This is a genomic window from Mycobacterium sp. 236(2023), assembly GCF_029623955.1.
GTDB lineage: Bacteria > Actinomycetota > Actinomycetes > Mycobacteriales > Mycobacteriaceae > Mycobacterium.
On record NZ_JARSBP010000003.1, the window covers coordinates 443,102 to 462,115 of the forward strand.

The window sequence follows — 19,014 nt, forward strand, 5'->3', positions numbered from 1 at the left end:
CCCGAACGCGCGGAAGCGAAAAGTTGGTCCGGACAATGGGATACCGGATCGGGCATTGGTCCGGACAAGTTGCCGGCGAATCATGTGCGGAATGTGCACACACCGCGCGGGTGGCGGTCGATAAGGTCTCCGCATGGCAACCAAGGACTCGCGCGAAATCGTCATCGAAGCCACCCCCGAACAGATCCTGGACGTCATCGCCGACGTCGAGGCGACGCCCACCTGGGCGTCGCAGTACAAGAAGGCCGAGATCGTCGACACCTACGACGACGGGCGCCCGAAGCAGGTCAAGATGCAGATCAGCTCGGCGGGCATCACCGACGACCTGCTCGTCGAATACACGTGGACCGACAACAGCGCCACCTGGACGCTGCTGTCGGCGAAGGCGCTCAAGTCGCAGGTGGGCAAGTACACCGTCACCCCGAACGGCGACAAGACGACGCTGCGTTTCGACATCGAGATAGAACTGCTGGTCCCGCTGCCCGGTTTCATCCTGAAGCGCGCGATGAAGGGCGCCGTCGACGTGGCGACAGACGGTCTGCGCAAGCAGGTTCTGAAGGTCATCAACGGGTGAGCGCGGGCCCTCTCGCCGGGGTCAGGGTGGTCGAACTCGGCGGGATCGGGCCGGGTCCGCACGCCGGCATGATGCTCGCCGACCTCGGGGCCGATGTGGTGCGGGTCCGTCGGCCCGGTGGGTTGCAGATGCCCGCTGAGGACGTCGACCTGCTCCACCGCGGCAAGCGGGTCATCGACCTCGATCTCAAAGCCGATCGCGAGAAGCTGCTCGATCTGATCGCCAAAGCCGATGTGCTGATCGACGGTTTCCGGCCGGGTACGTGCGAGCGGCTCGGCATCGGGCCGCAGGACTGCGACACGGTCAATGGCCGCTTGATCTTCGCCCGCATCACCGGCTGGGGGCAGCACGGCCCGCTGGCGAGGTCTGCGGGCCACGACATCAACTACCTGTCGCAGACGGGTGCACTGTCGGCGATCGGATATCGGGACCGGCCGCCCGTCGCCCCGCTGAATCTGGTCGCCGACTTCGGCGGCGGGTCGATGCTCGTCCTGGTCGGCATCGTCGCCGCGCTGTACGAGCGCGAGAGCTCCGGCAAGGGGCAGGTGATCGATGCCGCGATGGTCGACGGAGTCAGCATGCTGTCGCAGATGGCATGGACGATGAAGGCGACGGGCGCGTTGCGCGATGAGCGCGAGTCGTTCCTGCTCGACGGCGGGGCCCCGTTCTATCGAACCTACGAGACCGCGGACGGCCGGTACGTGGCCGTGGGCGCGATCGAGCCGCAGTTCTATGCCCAACTGCTCGCCGGCCTCGAACTTGTCGCCGACGAGCTGCCGCAGCAACTCGACCGGGCGTCCTTTCCGGCGATGCACGAGCTCTTCGCCGAGCGGTTCGCGACCAGGACGCGGGACGAGTGGACGGCAGTCTTCTCGGGCACCGACGCCTGTGTGACGCCGGTTCTGACGTGGGCAGAGGCGGCTGCCAGCCGACACTTGCGAGAGCGCGAGACGATCGTGACCGCGCACGGCGTCGATCAGGCGGCTCCGGCGCCGCGCTTCTCGCGGACACCGTCGCCCGACGTGGGCCGACCACCGCAGCAGGCAACCTCGATCGAGCAGGTCGACTGGTAACCGACATTAGCTGCAAAATCCTTCGCGCAAGGCCGATTGCGTGGCAGGATTTGCTCCTATGGCGGTGCGAGCTTCCAGCGAAGTGGAGATCGAGGCCCCGCCGGAGGCGATCATGGACGCCTTGGCGGACATCGAAGCGGTGGCCTCGTGGTCGTCGCTACACAAGGACACCGAGGTGGTGGACCGCCATCCCGACGGCAGGCCGCACCACGTCAGGGCGACGGTCAAGATCATGGGGCTCGCCGATAAGGAGATGCTGGAGTACCACTGGGGCGACGACTGGGTGGTGTGGGATGCCCAGCAGACGTCGCGGCAGCGCTGCCAGCACGGCGAGTACAACCTGACCGCCGTCGGCGAGGAGCGAACATTGGTGCGTTTCGACCTGATCCTCGATCTGGCCACACCGTATCCGACGTTCCTGGTGCGGCGGGCCAAGAAGATGGTGCTTGACGTGGCGCTGGAAGATTTGCGCCAACGCGTTCTGGCAGTCGCGCGGTAGCTCCTCATGGCGATCCGGGCGACGCGGGAGATCCTCATCGAGGCGCCTCGGGATGTCGTCATGGAGGCCCTCGCCGATGTCACGGCGTGGCCGTCGTATTCGTCGATGCACAAGCACGTCGACGTGATCGACGCGTACCCGGACGGCCGTCCGCACCACGTCCGCGTCAAGGTGCGCGTGCTCGGGCTCAGCGACACCGAGATCCTCGAATATCGTTGGGGCCCGGACTGGTTGGTGTGGGACGCACTGCCGACGTCGCAGCAGTATGCCCAGCATGTGGAGTACCGGTTGGTCGACGAGAACAGCGGCGAGTCGACGCGGATGCGGGTCGACATCACGGTCGAGCCTGCGGCGCCGGTCCCCGAGTTCCTGGTCAAACGGGCCAGCGGCGCCGTTCTCGACGCGCAGACGATCGGGATACGTCAACTGGCGCTGCGCAACAACACTTCTCATCACGTGGAGTAGATCTCGGCCGGACGGAATACCTGGCGACCGCGCGCGGGTTGGTCGACGTATGCCCGCTGACATCGTGCTGTTCGGAAGTGCCGGCGCCGAGAACGCCGTCGACGACTACGTGGTCCAGGCCCGCCGGGCGCACGAACTCGGAGTGGGACGGGTCTGGGTCGCTCAGCAGTTCGACCACGACGCGATCTCGCTCGCGGGGCTGATCGGTGCGGCGGTGCCCGGCCTCGGGGTGGGCACGTCGGTGGTGCCGTTCAATCCGCGCCATCCGCTGACGTTGGCATCGCAGGCGCAGACCGCTGCGGCCGCCGCGCACGGGAACTTCAGCCTCGGACTGGGGTTGGGCGCACACGAGATCGAACGGGCCTCGTTCGGGCTCGCCTGGCCCAACACGATCGCGCGCCTGCGCGAGTACCTGACGGTGCTGCGATCCGTATTCGACACCGGCGCGGTGGATTTCCACGGCGCCGAGTTCACCGCGGCGCCGAGTTGGCCCGTCACGCTGGCGGGTGGCTCTCCGGTTCCGGTGTACGTTGCCGCGATGGGGCCCAAGGCATTACAAGTCACCGGCGAACTCGCCGACGGCACACTGCCCTACCTGGCGGGGCCGCGGACCATCGAGGAATTCATCGCGCCGACCATCACCAAGGCCGCAGCGGAGGCGGGCAGGCCTGCTCCCCGGATCATCGCGTTCGTGCCCGCGCAGCTGACCGACGACGTCGCGACGGCGCGGGCGGCGGCCAACGAGCAGCTGAGCTTCTACGCAACGATTCCGTCGTATCAGAAAGTCATCGCACGGGAGGGGATCGACGATCTCTCGGACCTCGCCGCGATCGGAGACGGCGCAGCGCTGCGCCGTACGGTGGCCCGATTCCGGGATGCCGGTGCGACGGATGTGGTGCTCAGCCCGTTGGAACGGACGCGCTACGACGAGAACCTGTGGGGCGTGGCCTCAACGCTGTAGTGAGTGCAGGCGGCGGATCGCCTCGTCGAGGGTTTCGTCGCGTTTGCAGAATGCGAAGCGCACCAGGTGCTTCCACTGATCGGCGTGTGGCGCTGCGGGATCACAGAACGCGGACATCGGGATCGCGGCGACACCGACCTTCTCGGGAAGTTCCGCACAGAACGCGGTGCTGTCGTCGTAGCCCAGCGGTCGCGGATCCACGCACAGGAAGTAGGTTCCGAAGCTGTCGAACACGTCGAATCCGAGGTCGCTCAACGCCGATCCGAGCCGGTCGCGGCGGGACTGGAACGACGCGCACAGGGCGTCGACCCAGGCATCCTCGGTGTTGAGGGCATGCGCCACCGCGGGCTGGAAGGGCGACCCGCCGACATAGGTCAGGTATTGCTTTGCAGCACGCACGCCGGCAATGAGATCGCTTGGGCCGCAGGCCCAGCCGATCTTCCAGCCGGTGGCGTTGAACATCTTGCCCGCACTCGAGATCGTGATGGTGCGCTCGGCCATTCCCGGATAGTCGGCGAGCGGCCGGTGCTGCCTGCCGTCAAAGACCAGGTGTTCGTAGACCTCGTCGGTGATCACGAGCAGATCAGCGGACACCGCGAGTTCGGCCAGGCCGCGCAGCTCGTCGTCGGAGGCGACAAGCCCTGTCGGGTTGTGCGGCGTATTGACGATGAGCGCCTTGGTTTTCGGCGTGATTGCCGCGCGCAGGGCTTCGATGTCGATCGCGAAGCCGCGGCCGTCCTGCCGGAGCGGCACCGTGCGACGGTGGCAGCCGGCCATCGCGATGACGGGGGAGTAGGAGTCGTAGAACGGTTCGATGAGCAGGATCTCGGACCCGGGTTCGACGAGGCCGAGCACCGAGGACGCGATCGCCTCGGTGGCACCGACGGTCACGAGCACTTCGGTGTCGGGGTCGTACTCGCTTCCGTAGCGTCGCCTGCGCTGGTCGGCGATTGCCTGGCGCAGCGGCGCGATGCCCAGGCCCGGCGGGTACTGGTTGACGCCCTCGGCGATCGCGTTCTCGGCGACCTTGAGCATCGCCGGGGGGCCGTCCTCGTCGGGGAAACCCTGACCGAGGTTGACCGCGCCGACGCGCGCGGCCAGGGCCGACATCTCGGCGAAGATTGTCACCGCATAGGGCTGCAAACCGCGAACCGTCACGACAGTCGAGCCTATGGGATGGACTCCGTCGAACGGGAACGGCTGGGTGTCCGGCGTGAGTATGCTGCAGTTCAACGACCCTACAATCGATTGCAGAACATGGATCAGATAACGCTCGGAGTGTTCAGTCCGTCGGTGCTCCTCGATGTGGTCCGCACGACCGGCAGGCTGGCGGCCGCCGGCCTGGACGTCCGCGACGTGCCGGTGCCGTCGTCGCCCGCGCAGTTCACGTCGCTGCGCAACCGTGAGTTCGACGCGGTGTTCACCAGTCCTGACAACGTGCTGGCCTATCGCTTCCTGCCCGCCAACCCCCTGGGCGCGCTGTTGGACGTCGAGATCGTCGCGGGTCTGGACCGGGGACTCGGGCTGTGCCTGGCAGCGCGGCCCGGGGTGACCGTTCCGTCGGGCGGGCGGCTGGCGGTCGACGTCCCAAATTCGGGCTTCGCGTTCGTCGGCTACGCGCTGCTGGAGGAGCTCGAATCCTCGCGCGACGCGTTCGAGATCGCCGCGCTCGGCTCGACCCCGAAGCGGGCCGCCGCGTTGCGCGCGGGCGAGTGCGATGTCACGGTCCTCAACGCGGGCAACGAGCTGACGGCCCGTGCGGGGGGTTGCGCGCTGCTGGCCGACGTCACCAGGCTCGGCCCGTATCTCGGCACGGTGGTGGCGCGTTTCCGGGATGCCCCGGGCCGCCCTGAGGTCGACAAGCTGACAGAGGTGCTCGTCGACACGGCCGGGCAGATCCGTGCAGGTGAACTCGACGACGTCGCAACCGAATCCGCGGGGCGACTGCTCGGCCTGACGGCGGAGAGTGCGGCCGAACACGTCGCGGTGCTGCGTGACCCGTCCCGGGGTCTGATCGACGATGGAGCGGTGGACACCGCGGCGCTGGAAACCCTCGTCGGACTGCGCCGCCGGTTCCTGCCCGCACCGGAACTGGACGGAATCACCGACCGGTTCGGTGAGCTCGTCCGATCGGCCGTGCTGGTTTCCTGACCGTCGCCGCTGTCATTCCCGGAGCACGTATCTGGCGCGAGCGACGCTGGTGGCCACCGCGTAGACGGTTGCGACCACGAGCGTGAGCACGAACAGGGCATCGAAGCGGTGCGTTCCCGCAGCCACATTGCCGACCGCCGCTCCGATCGACGCCCCGACGAACAACGCGATCGAGAAGAACGACATGCCGACGGCACGACTGTCGGCTGCCGCGTCGGTCATCCAGGTCTGCATGGTGGTGTGTCCGAGCGCCCAGGCCAGCCCGAGGAGAGTTGCCGCCGTCAGCACCGTGGTCAGCGAGATATCCAGCGCCACAGCGATGTAGGCGCCGACGATTGCCACGCCCGCGAGCAGCATGAGCACCCAGGCGGGCCAGCGACCGAGGATCAGTTTCATCAGCTGGCTGACGATGACCACCGAAGCCCCGAACGCAGCGGTCGCGACGCCGGCAGCGAGAACGGTGGCGCCGGTCTCCTGCAGTGCCACGGCGAAGTAGTTGAACACACCGATCAACAGCACGCCTTCGATGACCGTGAACACCAGAATCGCGATGGCCCAGCGGTTTCGCGCCAGCCGCCGCAGGGACGGACCCAGGCGCTCGACGGGCGCATCGGCCGTCTCCTTGAGCCTTCTGAGCCCGAGCACCAGCGCGAAAGAGAACGCGGCCACGACCACATAGGTCCATCGCCAGCCCAACCATTGGGCAATCGCGCCGGCACCGACCGTTCCCGCCGCCATTCCGACGGCGATCGCGGCCGCGAGGTTGGCGGTCGCCACGGCCCGCTGCGTCAGGGTCAGCGTCTCGCCGTAATAGATCAGCACGGTGGTGATCGTTGCCGCGAATGCCGCGGCGGCGACCGCGCGGATGACGCTGTAATACACCGCGTCCTGGGCGAAAGCCGTTGCCAAATTGGCAGATCCGCCGAGGGCGGTGGACACGACGAGGATGCGGACCCGGCCGTAGCGCGCCGCCAGAGTGCTCCACAACAGTTGGAACGCCGCGTAGGCGACGGCGTACACCGTCAGCGATTGTCCGACCGCGTCGACCGGCACGTCGAAATCGTCGGCGATCACCGGAACCAACGGCGGCATCACCGACCGGTCGATCAACGAGACGAAGGCCGCAAGGATGAGGATCATCAGGAAGGCGCAGCCACGGCGTATGTGCTCCAGTGCCGAACATCGGAAGTGTGCAATCGATTGCGGCTCACACTATAAGCACGCTCTGTTGAGCAGGGGAATAGTCGGTCGACTCCGAGCTTGCATAGGCGCGAGCTTCCTCCAGGAGGTCTTTCGCGACCCGTCGTCGAGGGGTGTTGACACTCCCAGGGGCCTGTGCAAGCATCACTGCAATCGATTGCATATGACCTAGGTAACATTTCAGGGGGTCGATTGGATGCAATCGGTCTGACAGAGAGGTTGGACATGCGCTTTACCACTGTGTTCCGCGCGATTGCGGCGACGGCCGCCGTCGCGCTCGCCGCAACAGGCTGTACGGCCGACGGCGGCGGTGAGAGCGACACCATCACGATCGGCGCTTCGCTGCCCCTGACCGGCGAGTTCAGCCAGGGCGGACTCGACACGCAGCGCGGCTACGAAGTCTGGGTCGAAATGACCAACGAGGCCGGCGGACTCCTCGGCAAGAACGTCGAGATCATCGTCAAGGACGATGCGACACAACAGGAAACCGCGGTCAGCAACTACAACAACCTGATTTCCCAGGACAAGGTCAACCTGCTGCTGGGCAGCCAGTCGTCGCTGCTCAACATCCCCGCCTCGGCGATCGCCGAGAAGAACAAGATGCTCTTCGTGTGCCCCTCGTGCGGCTCGCCGGACATGTTCAACCGCGGGTTCAAGTACATCTTCTTCTCGCAGCAGGCCATCGCGACCAACCAGGCGAAGGTGTTCGCGGAGTGGATCGCGAACCTGCCGCCGGAGCAGCGGCCGAAGACCGCCGCCTACCCGACGCTCGACGACCCGTTCGCGGGCCCGGTGGTCGAGGGTGCCGAGAAGATCCTGTCGGCCGCCGGGATCCGGACGGTCTACAAGGACCAGTACCCGGCCACCACCAAGAACTTCGACTCGGTGGTCAACGCGATGCGCGACGCCGGAGCCGAATTGGTGGTCCAGGGCGCGCAGTTCGAAGACGGCGTCAACATGATCCGGTCGATGAACCGCGCCAACTATCAGCCGGCCTTCCTCTACCAGAGCAGCTCACCCACCTACGGCCAGCAGTACCTCGACGCCGTGGGACCGGACAACGCCGAGGGTGTGCTGTTCTCGTCGAGCTACAGCCCGCTGTCGGAAACCCCCGACAACGCCGAGTTCGTCAAGCGCTTCAGCGAGAAGTTCGGTCAGAGCCCACCCGAGGACGCCGCTGACGGTTTCGCCGCAGGACAGGTGCTGGAGGCAGCCGTCACCGCAGTCGGCTCGATCGACGACCAGGCCGCCCTCGCGGACTGGTTGCGCGGCAACAGCGTTGAGACATTGCTCGGCAGTTTGAGCTGGAACGACGACGGCAGCCCCAAGGGTGACTTCCTCGTCGGCCAGTGGCAGGGCGGCGTGTCCCAGGTCGTGCTGCCCGACGACGTCGCGACGTCGGATGTGATCGTGCGCTGGCGCGGCGGTGCCCTCTAACCGTCGGTAGACCGACGGTCGACCATCACGAGGAGTTGCCTTTCATGACCTCCGTAGTCCAAACACTCATCCTCGGGCTGCTCGTCGGCGCGCTCTACGCGCTGATGGCATCCGGGCTGACCCTGATCTTCGGGGTCATGCGGGTGATCAACCTCGCCCACGGTGCGTTCGCCGTACTCGCGGCGTTCCTCACCTTCACCCTGTGGCGCAGCCTCGGGCTGGACCCGCTGCTGTCCATCCCGATCGTCATGGCGCTGATGTTCGGATTCGGTTGGGTCGTCTACCTTCTCGTGATCCGTCATGTCCGCGGGGCCCACGTCACGATGACAGTGCTGGCGACCTTCGGCATCGCGCTGATGCTCGAAGGGATCATGGGCTTCATCTGGGGCAACACGTCGACGACGGTGGTCACCTCGTACACCGACGCCTCCATCTCCCTCGGGCCGCTGTATGTCCCGCAGGCGATGGCCATCTCGGCCCTGATCGCGGTGCTGGTGATGGGCGGGCTCTACCTGCTGCTGAACCGCACCTGGGCGGGCCGGGCCATCCGCGCCGCGTCCTCCAATGAGAGTGGCGCACTGCTCGTGGGGGTGAGCGTGACGACGATCGCCGCGCTCACCTTCGCGATCGGCGTCGCCACTCTCGGCGCGGGCGGGGCGATGTTGTCCACCATCTATCCGTTCCTGCCGGGCACGCACTATCAGTGGATCGCGCGACTGCTCGCGATCGTGGTCCTCGGCGGACTCGGCAGCCTTCCCGGTGCGGTCCTCGGCGCGCTCGTCATCGGCGTCGGGGAGATGGCCGCCACTGCCTATATCGGCGCCGAATGGCCTGTGGCCGTGCCGTTCCTGGTCATCATCGTCGTGCTGATCACGCGGCCGCAGGGCCTCCTCGGCACCCGTCTCAGAGAGGACGCCGTCGCGTGAGTACAAGTATGAGTGACATCTCTGTTCGCGACCGCGCGCTCGACCCCGCGCTCCACAAGTGGCTGACCCGCGGCGCCCTTGCCGTCGCCGCCGTCGTGATCGTGCTGTTCCCGCTGTCGCCGAGCATGTCGGCGCAGAACGTCGTGATCCTGTCGCTCGTCCTCGCGATCGGCGCGAGCGGACTCAACATCATCACCGGCTTCACCGGCTATCTGTCGTTGAGCCAGGGAGCGTTCATCGGCATCGGCGCCTACGTCGGCGCCATCCTGGCGACCCGGTTCCCGGATACCCAACCGCTGGTGTGGGTTCCCGTCGCCGGTGTCGTCGCGGCCCTGATCGCGATGTTGCTCGGCCTGGTCACGTACCGGTCCAGGGGCCCGGCGTTCGTCATCATCACGGTGGCGTTCCTGTTCCTGATCCAGTTCGTCGCCATCGAATGGGTGTCGGTCACCAATGGCACGTCCGGCCTGACGCTGCCGCTGCCGGATTGGCCTGAAGCCTGGGGCAACTGGCCGTTCCACCTCGCGCTGGTCGCGTTGTTGGGCCTCTCGTTGCTGATGACGTGGTGGATTCGGCGCACCAAGTTCGGCATGGGCCTGATCGCGATCCGCGAGGACGAGGGCAAGGCCGGCACGATCGGCGTCAACGCTCCGGTCTACAAGCTGCTCGCCTTCGGTGCCAGTGCACTGTTCGTCGGCATGGCCGGCTCGGTGTACGGCTACTACCTGTCCTTCGTCGACCCGATCGGCATGTTCTCGATCATCACCAGCGCGCTGATCGTGCTGGCCGTGATCCTCGGCGGCCGCGGCACCCTGTTCGGGCCGGTATTGGGCGCCTTCATCATTCAGCCGGTCAACATCTATGCCAACCAGGCGTTCGGTGGCGGCAACGCCCGGCTGGTCCTCTTCGGCGGACTGCTTGTCCTCCTGGTGATCGTGCTGCCCAAGGGGATCCTGCCGACCGCGGCGGCGCTGATCGAGAAGGCGAGAACCAAAGGCACCGTCGGGCTTTCGGGTGCCCGCCTCAACCCGCTGGACCGGCCGCTGGTCCGCGCCGAGATCCGGAAGCCGGAACCCACCGGCCGGGCGCTGCTGGAGGTCCGCGGGCTTCACAAGAGCTTCGGCGGCAACCACGCGGTCAACGACTGCAGCTTCACCGTGCCCGAAGGTTCGATCACCGCGTTGATCGGACCGAACGGCTCCGGCAAGACGACGGTGTTCAACCTGATCTCGGGCACCATGACGCCCGACAAGGGCGAGATCCTGCTGAACGGCGAACACATCGAAGGGATTTCGCCGTGGTCGAGGGCGCACCACGGACTGGGGCGCACGTTCCAGATCACCCGGTTGTTCCGGGAGATGACGGTCCTGGAGAACGTGGTCGCGCCGCTGCGCAACTTCTCCGTACCCCAGCTAGGCCTCGGGGCGGTCAGCGGTTCGGAGGCGGCGCGCGCCGAGGAACTCCTCGAGTTCGTCGGCATGGCTGCCTACCGCGACGCGCAGGCGGGTGCGCTGTCTTATGGCCAGCAGAAGCTCGTGGAACTCGCACAGGTGCTGATGCTCGACCCGAAGCTGATCCTGCTCGACGAGCCGGCAGGCGGTATCAATCCGACGCTGATCGAGCGGATGGGTGACCTGATCCGGGAACTCAATGCCGGCGGCAAGACGTTCCTGTTGGTCGAGCACAACATGCCGTTCGTCGTCGGATTGTGCGACCCGATCAGGGTGCTTGCCCGCGGCGCGGTGATCGCCGAAGGCACTCCCGAGCAGATCCAGAAGGACCCGGTGGTCCTCGACGCCTACCTCGGCGACGACTACCTGCTCGAGGCGCCGTCCAAAGGAAGCAAAGTATCTGTGGTGGAGGGTGATCGGGCATGATCAAACTCGAAGGAGTGGTCGCCGGCTACGGCGGTGGCAACGTTCTGCAGGGTGTCGACCTCGAGGTCGGTCCCGGCGAGCTCGGTTGCATCGTCGGCCCGAACGGGGCCGGCAAGTCCACCGTGCTGCGTGCCGTCAGCGGCATTCTCAAGCCCAGCGCGGGACGGATCCTGCTGGACGGCAAGGACATCACCGGGCTGGAGCCGCACGAGGTGCTGGGCTGCGGAGTCACCCAGGTGCCGCAGAGCAACGGGTTGTTCCCGACGCTGACCGTCAAAGAGAACATCATGATGGGCGCCTACGTCATCCGTAGGCGGCGCTCCCTCGTACGGCAGCGCTACGACGAGGTCCTCGACATGTTCCCGCTGGTTCGGGACAAGACCGGGATTCGGTGCGGAAACCTGTCCGGTGGACAGCGGCGCATGGTCGAGTTCGCGCGCTCGCTGATGCTCGACCCCAAACTGGTGCTGCTCGACGAGCCCTCGCTGGGGCTGGATCCCAAGTCGCTCACCGTGATCGACGAATCCGTTGCGATCATGCGGGCGAGCGGCAAGGCGGTGCTGATGGTCGAGCAGAACGTCCGCTTCGGCCTGCGCATGGCCTCGTCCGGCATCGTCATGGAAAGTGGGCGGGTGCTGCTCACCGGACCCGCGCAGTCCGTTCTGGCGAATCCCGAGATCGCCGACCTCTATTTCGGTGGCGCGGTGCATGCGCCCGCCGACAACACGTCCAACAACGCGGCCGCTCAACCCACGGCCCAGTAGAACCAAGAAGAGAAGGAAGAGAAGAGAATGTCTGCCTCAACCCTGAAGATCGGCTGGATCGGCGCAGGCCGGATGGGTTCTCAGCTCGTGACACGGCTGCTGGATGCCGGATACGACGTCACGGTCTACAACCGGACTGCTTCCAAGGCCGCGCATCTGGCCGAAAAGGGTGCATCTGTCGTCAGCAAGCCGGTCGACCTGGCCGACCGCGACCTCGTCTTCGCGATGGTGTCGTCGTCGAAGGATCTGGAGCAGGTGATGCTCGGCGAGGGCGGTCTGCTGACCGGCGAGAAATCGCCGCGCATCATCGCCGATTCGTCGACGGTGTCGGCGGAGGCGAGCGCGATCATCCGCGAGGCGGCCAACTCCCGCGGCTGCGACTTCCTGGCCACTCCGGTCAGCGGGAACCCGAAAGTCATTGCGGCGGGCAAGCTCACCGTTGCGGTGTCGGGCCCGCGCGCGGTCTTCGAGCAGATCGAACCGGTCCTCGAAGTGTTCGGCCGCAGCGTCACCTACGTCGGTGAGGGTGAGGTGGCGCGGTTGGTGAAGATCGCCCACAACCTGATGCTCGGTGTGGTCACGCAGTGCATGGCCGAGATCACCGTCCTCGTCGAGAAGGGCGGCGTCAGCCGCGCCGATTTCCTGGCGTTCCTCAACGACTCGGTGATGGGATCGACGTTCACGCAGTACAAATCGCCCGCATTCGTGAACCTCGACTTCACGCCGACGTTCACGATGGAACTACTGCAGAAGGACTTCGACCTCGGTCTGGAGGCTGCCAACGCACTGAAGTCGCCGATGCCGATCGCCTCGGCCACCCGCCAGATCGTGGCACAGGCGGCCGGCGCCGGCCTGGGTATCGAGGAGGACTTCGCGACCCTGCTGCTGCAGGTGGCCCAGGGGGCGGGTATCGAGCTGACGCCCGAGAACGTCACCGTCGACGACGGCCTGGCGCCGGTGCACTCGTGACGCGTCCCCTCGGTGCGCCCGGCCATATGGGCGTCGACTACGAGGAGCGGGTGGATTTCGCGCGGCTGCGGGACTACCGCATCGGCCGGGCGAAGGCGGCGCTGGAAGCCAGCGGCTGCGGGGCGTTCCTGCTGTTCGACTTCTACAACATCCGTTACACCACCCAGACGTGGATCGGTGGTGCGCTGGGCGACAAGATGATTCGCTACTGTCTGCTCACGCGCGACGCCGACCCCATCCTGTGGGACTTCGGTTCGGCGGTGCGCCACCACAAGCTCTATTCGAAGTGGCTACCGGAGGAGAACTGGCGGCCGGGGTTCCTCGGCTTCCGTGGTGCTGTGGCACCCGATGCGGGCCTGATGCGTGATGCCGTCACCGAGATCAAGGGCATCCTCACCGATGCCGGACTCGCGGACGCGCCGGTGGGTATGGACATCGTCGAACCGCCGTTCCTTTTCGAGATGCAGCGCCAAGGCTTGACGGTCGTCGATGCCCAGCAGAGCATGCTCGACGCGCGGGTCATCAAGTCGGGCGACGAGATCATGTTGCTCAACCAGGCCGCGGCCATGGTCGACGGCGTGTACCAGGACGTCGTCGAGGCGCTCAAACCCGGTGTGCGGGAGAACGAGATCGTCGCACTGGCCAACAAGCGGCTCTACGAACTCGGGTCGGATCAGGTGGAGGCCGTCAACGCCATCTCGGGGGAGCGGTGCAACCCGCATCCGCACAACTTCACCGACCGGATCATCCGTCCCGGCGATCAGGCGTTCTTCGACATCATCCATTCGTTCAACGGATACCGCACCTGCTACTACCGAACGTTCGGCGTGGGAAGTGCGACGCAGAGCCAGCGCGATGCCTACAAGACGGCCAGGGAGTGGATGGACGGGGCTATCAACGCGATCCGTCCCGGCGTCGGGTCCGACCAGATCGCCCGATTACTGCCCAAGGCAACCGATTTCGGTTTCGAGAACGAGATGGCGGCGTTCGGTCTGCAGTTCGCCCACGGGCTCGGGCTCGGGTTGCACGAGCGGCCGATCATCTCGCGGCTGAACTCACTGGAGAATCCGCTGGAGATCAAGGCGGGCATGGTGTTCGCGATGGAGACCTACTGCCCGGCCTCCGACGGGACGTCCGCGGCGCGCATCGAGGAAGAGGTTGTGGTGACCGACGACGGGCCGGTGATCCTCACCAAGTTCCCGGCACAGGAACTGTTCGTGGCTAACGAGTACTAGCCAACGAGTACTAGGCGGAAACCCCTTCCCCGCCGCGAGTGCGGTTTGATACGCAGCGTGCCCCGAAGGCGCGTATCAAACCGTACTTTCGCGTTCGAATGACCCGCATCGACTATGCGTTCCAGCAGAGGAGGTCAATCCCGCTAGGATCTGAAGGTGAACTGATGAACGTTCTTTCGCATGTGCTGACACAGAAGCCGGTCGCCGATCTGGTGGCACGGCTGTTCTCCGCCGCGGTCAGGCCAGCGGCGAAACCCGGGGTCAGTTTTCTCGAGATTGAGGGGCATGCCAGCACGATCTCGATACCGACGCGTCTTGGTCCGGTGGACGCGACGGTATATCGTCCCGGGTCCGTTGCCGATCCGACGCTGCCGGTCTATGTGAACATTCACGGTGGCGGTTTCACCGTCGGCAACCGTCATCAGGATGATCCCTGGTGCCGTTACCTGTCTGCCCGTGCCGGTGTGGTGGTGGTGAACTCCGATTACGTACTCACCCCCGGTCACCGCTTTCCTGCACCGGTGGAACAGCTCTATGACGTCACTCGGTGGGTATCCGCTGCGCCGGATTGGGACGGTACCCGGTTGTGCATTGGTGGGCAGAGTGCGGGCGGCAGCCTCGCCGCGGCCGTGTCTCGGCTGGCGCTGGAGATCGGCGAACCGCGGATCTCATTGCAGATGTTGCATTACCCGCCTTTGGATTTGGTGACCTCATGTTGGGACAAGGCCAGTCCGATCGGGAAGGCAGCAGTCCTGAAGCCGTGGATGAGTGACGTTTTCGACACGGCGTACATCCCTGACAGGGAGGATCGTCGGGATCGCCTCGCGTCGCCTGCGTGGGGCGCCAATGCCGACGATCTGGCCGGTATCGCACCTGCGGTGATCGTCACCGCAGAATACGATCGCCTGCGTGCTGAGGCTGAGCGCTTCGCCGAGAAGTTGCACGCGGTGGGAGCGTTGGTCGCCTATCGCGAGGTGACGGGGCTTGATCACGGCTACAACATCATGAGCGACACGCCGCAGGCCGTCGTTGCGACCCGCGAGACGTATGACCTGGTGTCCGAGTACGTGCAACGCGCTACGGCCTGACTTACATTTCTGGACTTGCGAGTCCATTTTATGTTGTCGATCATGGGGTTGTTCGGGCCCCGACGGGGCTCGTGATTCCCCCGACGGAGATTCTCATGATGGTTGACAACCCTTGCGCTAGTGACGATTACGAGCCTTCGGCGCTGGCCCGCCGTTTCGTTGTCGAGGTCGTGCCGATGCACGCAGAGTTGATGCGGGCCGCCCGCCGATATGCGGCGACGACCCAAGACGCCGAAGATTTGGTTCAAGACACCTACGTGAAGGCATGGTCTGGCTTTGCGTCCTTTCAGGAGGGCTCGAACCTGCGAGCCTGGATGTTCCGGATCCTGGTGAATGCCTGGATCAGCACTCATCGCCGCAGCTTGAGTCGTCCGAGCGAGACCTTCGTCGAGGAGGTGTCCGAGATTCACTCTGCCGCGCACCCCTCGGCAGAATCAGAGATGTTGTCCCGCGTGGTCGACGGCGGCCTCACATGCGCGGTTCAGGCACTGCCCCAGAACTTGCAAGCGGTCGTCTATTACGCCTACGTATGCGACCTGCCGTTCAAGGAAATCGCTGTGCTCAGTGACGTTCCCGTGGGGACTGTGATGTCGCGCGCCCATCGTGCGCGGCGAGAACTGCGTGCGGCGCTCAGCGACGAAACGGCAACTGATTCATGCCGGGCGGCGTGACTGCCGATCGCCTGATGCCGCGCAGCGTCAGTCATGTGCGGCGATGCCACGCTGGAGACGATCCGCCCCGCACGCGAATGGCTTTGTTGTGCAGTGCGTTCCAGATGATGTGAGGATCCGATCGAAAGGATTGTGATGATGAATCGTGCCAAGCCGTGTGCCGCGAGTCGTGGCGCGCGTTGCGATCAGATCCGGACCGATCATGGTCGGTGACGCCGACAATTGGGGCGCGAGGCGCACACGCATCGTGGAATGGCATGCGCCCGAACCTGGTACCGCGACAGGCATGACGCTCGCCGGTATCGACTACTTGCGAGGCATGGCTGACGGGCGCTTGCCCATTCCGCCTATGGCGCAATTGATGGCCATCCACGCCGTCGATGTCCATGACGGTCGAGTGGCCTTCGGCTGCACTCCCGACGAATCGATGTACAACGCCACCGGTGCGATTCACGGCGGTATGGCGTGCACGCTTCTCGACTTCGTCTGCAGCTGCGCACTATTGTCGACACTTCCGGCGGGAAAGACCGTGGTATCAGTGGAGATCAAGGTCAGTTTCCTCAAGGTCGTTCATCCTCGTGTCGGCTCGTTGCAGGCGATCGGCACAGTGGTGAAGCGCGGAGCACGGGTGGGATTCACCGAAGGAAACGTCACCGATGCCAACGGTGTCGTGGTGGCCACCGCAACCAGTTCTGTGCTCGTTGTCGACGTTTGATGCTTTGACCGTGAGCGTGAATGGGATCGGTGTGTCTCGCGTTCTGGCAATAGGAGTATCCCGACCGAGAGGGTCCCCGATGTCAACCTATGTACTGATCCACGGCGCAAGTCATGACGGTGCCGCGTTCGAAGCAGTGGTCTCCAGGTTGGCCGACCTCGGGCACGACGCCTACGCGCCGACAGTCGCCGGCCACGGTAAGGGCGCGCAGAAACAGGTTTCACTCGCGCAGGCAGTCGGCTCTGTCGTCGACTACATCATCGGCCGTGACCTCGCCGACATCGTCCTGCTCGGCCACAGCGTCGGTGGCACACTCGTCGCCAAAGTCGCCGAGAAGATCCCCGACCGAATACGGCGTCTGGTGTTCTGGAGTGCCATCGTTCCCGACGCCGGGGAGTGCGTGATGGATGTGTGGCCGCCGGAGGCTCGCCGCATGCTGGACGGGCTGGCCGAGGAGTCTTCCGACAACACCGTGACGATGCCGTTCCCCCTGTTCCGGGACACGTTCGTCAACGATGCCGACTTGGAGACCGCGCAATGGGTATACAGCCAACTATCCGCGCAGCCCTACGGCATGCTGACCGAACCTGTCGATCTCACGGCATTTCACGCGTTGCCGATCCCACGAAGTTGGCTCATGGGCACCGAGGACATCGCACTACCACCCGGTCAGTGGGGCTGGCACCCCAGACTGTCGAGCCGGTTGGGTGTGTACCGGTTGGTTCAGATGCCAGGTGGTCACGAGTTGATGTACACCAACCCGATTGGGCTGGCGGACAAGATCATCGAGGCGGGACGCGACTGATGGAACCGTTGACTCGACGCGCCTTTGCGGCCGGCTTGGGCTTGACTATTGCCGCCTCCACCCTCGCGGGCCCGGCTGCCGCCACGCCGTCGGCGGGAGCCTTGAGCCCGATTCGCCAGGTGGATGCGGGTGCGCTCAACGTCGGATACGTCGAACTGGGGCCATCTGACGGAACGGTGGTGATCCTGCTACACGGTTGGCCTTACGACATCCACAGTTTCGTCGAGGTCGCTCCGCTGCTGGCCGAGCGCGGTTTCCGGGTGCTGATCCCCTATCTCCGTGGATTCGGCTCCACCAGGTTTCTCTCCGATGCTGCGATGCGGACGGGTCAGCAAGCCGCGCTGGCTCAGGACGCGATCGACTTCATGGATGCCTTGCGCATCGACCGCGCGATCGTCGCTGGATTCGATTGGGGTGCAAGGATTGCTGATTGCATGGCCGCGGTGTGGCCGCAACGATGTCAGGGACTGGTGTCGGTCAGCGGGTATCTCATCGTCAACCTCGCGGCCAATCAGCATCCGCTGGCGCCGGCGGCGGAGCATGGCTGGTGGTATCAGTATTACTTCGTCACCCAGCGGGGCGAGGACGGCTACCGGGCCAACACCCGCGAATTCAACAAACTCATCTGGCGGCAGGCATCACCGCTGTGGAACTTCGACGATGCGACCTTCGATCGCAGCGCGGTGGCCTTCGACAACCCCGATCACGTGCAGATCGTCATCCACAACTATCGATGGCGCCTGAGTCTGGCTGACGGCGATCCGCGCTACGCGGAGCTGGATCGCCTGCTGGGCGCCAACCCCACCATCGCGGTTCCGACCATCACGATCGGCAGCGACTTCGACGGACCGAACAAGGACGGCCGCGCCTACCGCCGCATGTTCACCGGGCCGTACTCGCATCGGGTGCTCGACGGGATCGGCCACAACGTCCCCCAGGAAGCTCCACGGGCGTTCGCTGACGCTGTCGTCGCGGTCGCCGCCTACTGAGCGCGCCGTAAAGCTTCGATGCCTTCGTCCAACGCAGCCTCCAGATACGACAGATCGCCGGCGGACATGAGAATGCCCACGCCGCCCTGAATGCCGGCTAGCAGTGCAGCCCCGGCTCGCTCGGCATCCACGGACTCCGCGATCTCGCCGGCTTCCTGCATCGCGTGGATACCGGCTACGATCGAGGCCCGCCATTCACGGAAAAGGTTGGTCGAGATTGCTTGTGCCCCAGGGGTACTGCGGCCAACTACCGCCATCATTCCGGCCATCGGACACAACGGTCCCCGGCTGCGGTAGCGCTCGACCACCGCATCGCGCCAGCACTGCCACGCCGCCCATGTCTTCAGGTTGCTCAAGTGCGGCTGCTGGTCGTCGAGAACCCGTCGGGCCTCGTAAGCGGCAACTTCGAGGAACAGCTGTTCCTTCCCGTTCGGGAAATAGTGGAACAGCTGACTCTTCGAGGTACGCGTGCGCGCCATGACGTGGTCGAGGGTCGTGAGGTGCGCACCGCGGGAACGGCATTCCTGCGCCGCCCCTTCGATGATCCGCCGTCGGGTTGCAAGCCCCCGATTCGTCAGCTTGTGCGCGACAACCATCACTTCATGCTAGCGATTC

20 protein-coding genes are annotated in these 19,014 nt (G+C 65.4%); 17 read left to right on the forward strand and 3 right to left on the reverse strand.

The features are described from left to right. The first annotated feature begins 133 nt into the window (after nt 1-133). The 5 genes from P9A17_RS13335 to P9A17_RS13355 are packed head-to-tail and all read left to right on the forward strand — an operon-like array spanning nt 134 to nt 3,572. Complete coding sequence (locus P9A17_RS13335) at nt 134-574, forward strand: SRPBCC family protein (RefSeq protein ID WP_278039112.1); 441 nt, start codon at nt 134-136, stop codon at nt 572-574. Next, on the forward strand, nt 571-1,647 hold the full coding sequence (locus tag P9A17_RS13340; RefSeq protein WP_278039113.1) for a CaiB/BaiF CoA-transferase family protein: 1,077 nt from the start codon (nt 571-573) through the stop codon (nt 1,645-1,647). The genes P9A17_RS13335 and P9A17_RS13340 overlap by 4 nt, the downstream gene beginning before the upstream one ends. A gap of 58 nt (nt 1,648-1,705) precedes the next feature. After that, nucleotides 1,706-2,146 carry an SRPBCC family protein gene (locus tag P9A17_RS13345; protein WP_278039114.1) on the forward strand — a complete coding sequence of 147 codons (441 nt, stop codon included), beginning with the start codon at nt 1,706-1,708 and terminating at the stop codon, nt 2,144-2,146. Nucleotides 2,147-2,152: 6 nt separating this feature from the next. After that, nucleotides 2,153-2,611, forward strand: coding sequence for an SRPBCC family protein (locus tag P9A17_RS13350; protein ID WP_278039115.1), 459 nt, complete (start codon nt 2,153-2,155; stop codon nt 2,609-2,611). Nucleotides 2,612-2,660: 49 nt separating this feature from the next. Beyond that, nucleotides 2,661-3,572, forward strand: a complete 912-nt coding sequence (locus tag P9A17_RS13355; protein ID WP_278039116.1) for an LLM class F420-dependent oxidoreductase — start codon at nt 2,661-2,663, stop codon at nt 3,570-3,572. Here the strand turns inward: P9A17_RS13355 and P9A17_RS13360 are convergent. Further along, on the reverse strand, nt 3,561-4,730 hold the full coding sequence (locus P9A17_RS13360; RefSeq protein WP_278039117.1) for a pyridoxal phosphate-dependent aminotransferase: 1,170 nt from the start codon (nt 4,728-4,730) through the stop codon (nt 3,561-3,563). The genes P9A17_RS13355 and P9A17_RS13360 overlap by 12 nt on opposite strands. Nucleotides 4,731-4,829: 99 nt before the next feature. On the opposite strand from P9A17_RS13360, the gene P9A17_RS13365 reads away from it, so the two are divergent. Then, entirely contained in the window at nt 4,830-5,723 is an 894-nt protein-coding gene (locus P9A17_RS13365) for a hypothetical protein (protein WP_278039118.1), read from the forward strand. A 12-nt stretch (nt 5,724-5,735) separates the two neighbouring features. On the opposite strand, the gene P9A17_RS13370 is transcribed toward P9A17_RS13365, so the two are convergent. Next, nucleotides 5,736-6,863 (reverse strand): MFS transporter, encoded by a 1,128-nt coding sequence (locus tag P9A17_RS13370; RefSeq protein ID WP_278039119.1) that lies wholly within the window; start codon nt 6,861-6,863, stop codon nt 5,736-5,738. 285 nt (nt 6,864-7,148) lie between these two features. On the opposite strand from P9A17_RS13370, the gene P9A17_RS13375 reads away from it, so the two are divergent. The 11 genes from P9A17_RS13375 to P9A17_RS13425 all read left to right on the forward strand — a co-directional run bounded on the left by P9A17_RS13375 (nt 7,149) and on the right by P9A17_RS13425 (nt 18,399). Then, on the forward strand, nt 7,149-8,360 hold the full coding sequence (locus P9A17_RS13375) for an amino acid ABC transporter substrate-binding protein (protein WP_278039121.1): 1,212 nt from the start codon (nt 7,149-7,151) through the stop codon (nt 8,358-8,360). A gap of 44 nt (nt 8,361-8,404) precedes the next feature. Further along, the gene (locus tag P9A17_RS13380; RefSeq protein ID WP_278039122.1) at nt 8,405-9,286 is read left to right on the forward strand and encodes a branched-chain amino acid ABC transporter permease; all 882 of its coding nucleotides are present in this window, start codon (nt 8,405-8,407) and stop codon (nt 9,284-9,286) included. 8 nt (nt 9,287-9,294) lie between these two features. Next, nucleotides 9,295-11,163 carry a branched-chain amino acid ABC transporter ATP-binding protein/permease gene (locus tag P9A17_RS13385; protein ID WP_278039123.1) on the forward strand — a complete coding sequence of 623 codons (1,869 nt, stop codon included), beginning with the start codon at nt 9,295-9,297 and terminating at the stop codon, nt 11,161-11,163. Further along, nucleotides 11,160-11,927: an ABC transporter ATP-binding protein gene (locus P9A17_RS13390; protein ID WP_278039124.1), complete on the forward strand. Its 768-nt coding sequence runs from the start codon at nt 11,160-11,162 to the stop codon at nt 11,925-11,927. The genes P9A17_RS13385 and P9A17_RS13390 overlap by 4 nt, the downstream gene beginning before the upstream one ends. A gap of 27 nt (nt 11,928-11,954) precedes the next feature. Then, nucleotides 11,955-12,896 (forward strand): NAD(P)-dependent oxidoreductase, encoded by a 942-nt coding sequence (locus tag P9A17_RS13395; RefSeq protein ID WP_278039125.1) that lies wholly within the window; start codon nt 11,955-11,957, stop codon nt 12,894-12,896. Beyond that, a complete protein-coding gene (locus P9A17_RS13400; RefSeq protein WP_278039126.1) occupies nt 12,893-14,131 on the forward strand; it encodes a Xaa-Pro peptidase family protein in 1,239 nt (412 codons plus the stop codon). Before P9A17_RS13395 ends, P9A17_RS13400 begins: the two co-directional genes overlap by 4 nt. A gap of 164 nt (nt 14,132-14,295) precedes the next feature. Beyond that, nucleotides 14,296-15,219 (forward strand): alpha/beta hydrolase, encoded by a 924-nt coding sequence (locus tag P9A17_RS13405; RefSeq protein ID WP_278039845.1) that lies wholly within the window; start codon nt 14,296-14,298, stop codon nt 15,217-15,219. 95 nt (nt 15,220-15,314) lie between these two features. After that, the gene (locus tag P9A17_RS13410; protein WP_278039127.1) at nt 15,315-15,890 is read left to right on the forward strand and encodes a sigma-70 family RNA polymerase sigma factor; all 576 of its coding nucleotides are present in this window, start codon (nt 15,315-15,317) and stop codon (nt 15,888-15,890) included. Between the two features lie 145 nt (nt 15,891-16,035). Next, complete coding sequence (locus tag P9A17_RS13415; protein WP_278039128.1) at nt 16,036-16,605, forward strand: PaaI family thioesterase; 570 nt, start codon at nt 16,036-16,038, stop codon at nt 16,603-16,605. 79 nt (nt 16,606-16,684) lie between these two features. Then, a complete protein-coding gene (locus P9A17_RS13420; protein WP_278039129.1) occupies nt 16,685-17,410 on the forward strand; it encodes an alpha/beta hydrolase in 726 nt (241 codons plus the stop codon). Next, nucleotides 17,410-18,399 carry an alpha/beta hydrolase gene (locus tag P9A17_RS13425; RefSeq protein ID WP_278039130.1) on the forward strand — a complete coding sequence of 330 codons (990 nt, stop codon included), beginning with the start codon at nt 17,410-17,412 and terminating at the stop codon, nt 18,397-18,399. The genes P9A17_RS13420 and P9A17_RS13425 overlap by 1 nt, the downstream gene beginning before the upstream one ends. On the opposite strand, the gene P9A17_RS13430 is transcribed toward P9A17_RS13425, so the two are convergent. Next, nucleotides 18,393-18,995, reverse strand: a complete 603-nt coding sequence (locus P9A17_RS13430; protein WP_278039131.1) for a TetR/AcrR family transcriptional regulator — start codon at nt 18,993-18,995, stop codon at nt 18,393-18,395. The two genes, P9A17_RS13425 and P9A17_RS13430, sit on opposite strands and share 7 nt — an antisense overlap. Nucleotides 18,996-19,014: the final 19 nt, after the last annotated feature.

What these genes read in the sequence shown, in the direction of transcription:
- P9A17_RS13335 (WP_278039112.1), top strand. Translation starts at nt 134, where the DNA reads ATGGCAACCAAGGACTCGCGCGAAATCGTCATCGAAGCCACCCCCGAA.
- P9A17_RS13345 (WP_278039114.1), top strand. Translation starts at nt 1,706, where the DNA reads ATGGCGGTGCGAGCTTCCAGCGAAGTGGAGATCGAGGCCCCGCCGGAG.
- P9A17_RS13350 (WP_278039115.1), top strand. Translation starts at nt 2,153, where the DNA reads ATGGCGATCCGGGCGACGCGGGAGATCCTCATCGAGGCGCCTCGGGAT.
- P9A17_RS13355 (WP_278039116.1), top strand. Translation starts at nt 2,661, where the DNA reads ATGCCCGCTGACATCGTGCTGTTCGGAAGTGCCGGCGCCGAGAACGCC.
- P9A17_RS13365 (WP_278039118.1), top strand. Translation starts at nt 4,830, where the DNA reads ATGGATCAGATAACGCTCGGAGTGTTCAGTCCGTCGGTGCTCCTCGAT.
- P9A17_RS13370 (WP_278039119.1), bottom strand. Translation starts at nt 6,863, where the DNA reads ATGATCCTCATCCTTGCGGCCTTCGTCTCGTTGATCGACCGGTCGGTG.
- P9A17_RS13375 (WP_278039121.1), top strand. Translation starts at nt 7,149, where the DNA reads ATGCGCTTTACCACTGTGTTCCGCGCGATTGCGGCGACGGCCGCCGTC.
- P9A17_RS13380 (WP_278039122.1), top strand. Translation starts at nt 8,405, where the DNA reads ATGACCTCCGTAGTCCAAACACTCATCCTCGGGCTGCTCGTCGGCGCG.
- P9A17_RS13385 (WP_278039123.1), top strand. Translation starts at nt 9,295, where the DNA reads ATGAGTGACATCTCTGTTCGCGACCGCGCGCTCGACCCCGCGCTCCAC.
- P9A17_RS13390 (WP_278039124.1), top strand. Translation starts at nt 11,160, where the DNA reads ATGATCAAACTCGAAGGAGTGGTCGCCGGCTACGGCGGTGGCAACGTT.
- P9A17_RS13395 (WP_278039125.1), top strand. Translation starts at nt 11,955, where the DNA reads ATGTCTGCCTCAACCCTGAAGATCGGCTGGATCGGCGCAGGCCGGATG.
- P9A17_RS13405 (WP_278039845.1), top strand. Translation starts at nt 14,296, where the DNA reads ATGAACGTTCTTTCGCATGTGCTGACACAGAAGCCGGTCGCCGATCTG.
- P9A17_RS13410 (WP_278039127.1), top strand. Translation starts at nt 15,315, where the DNA reads ATGATGGTTGACAACCCTTGCGCTAGTGACGATTACGAGCCTTCGGCG.
- P9A17_RS13420 (WP_278039129.1), top strand. Translation starts at nt 16,685, where the DNA reads ATGTCAACCTATGTACTGATCCACGGCGCAAGTCATGACGGTGCCGCG.
- P9A17_RS13425 (WP_278039130.1), top strand. Translation starts at nt 17,410, where the DNA reads ATGGAACCGTTGACTCGACGCGCCTTTGCGGCCGGCTTGGGCTTGACT.
- P9A17_RS13430 (WP_278039131.1), bottom strand. Translation starts at nt 18,995, where the DNA reads ATGGTTGTCGCGCACAAGCTGACGAATCGGGGGCTTGCAACCCGACGG.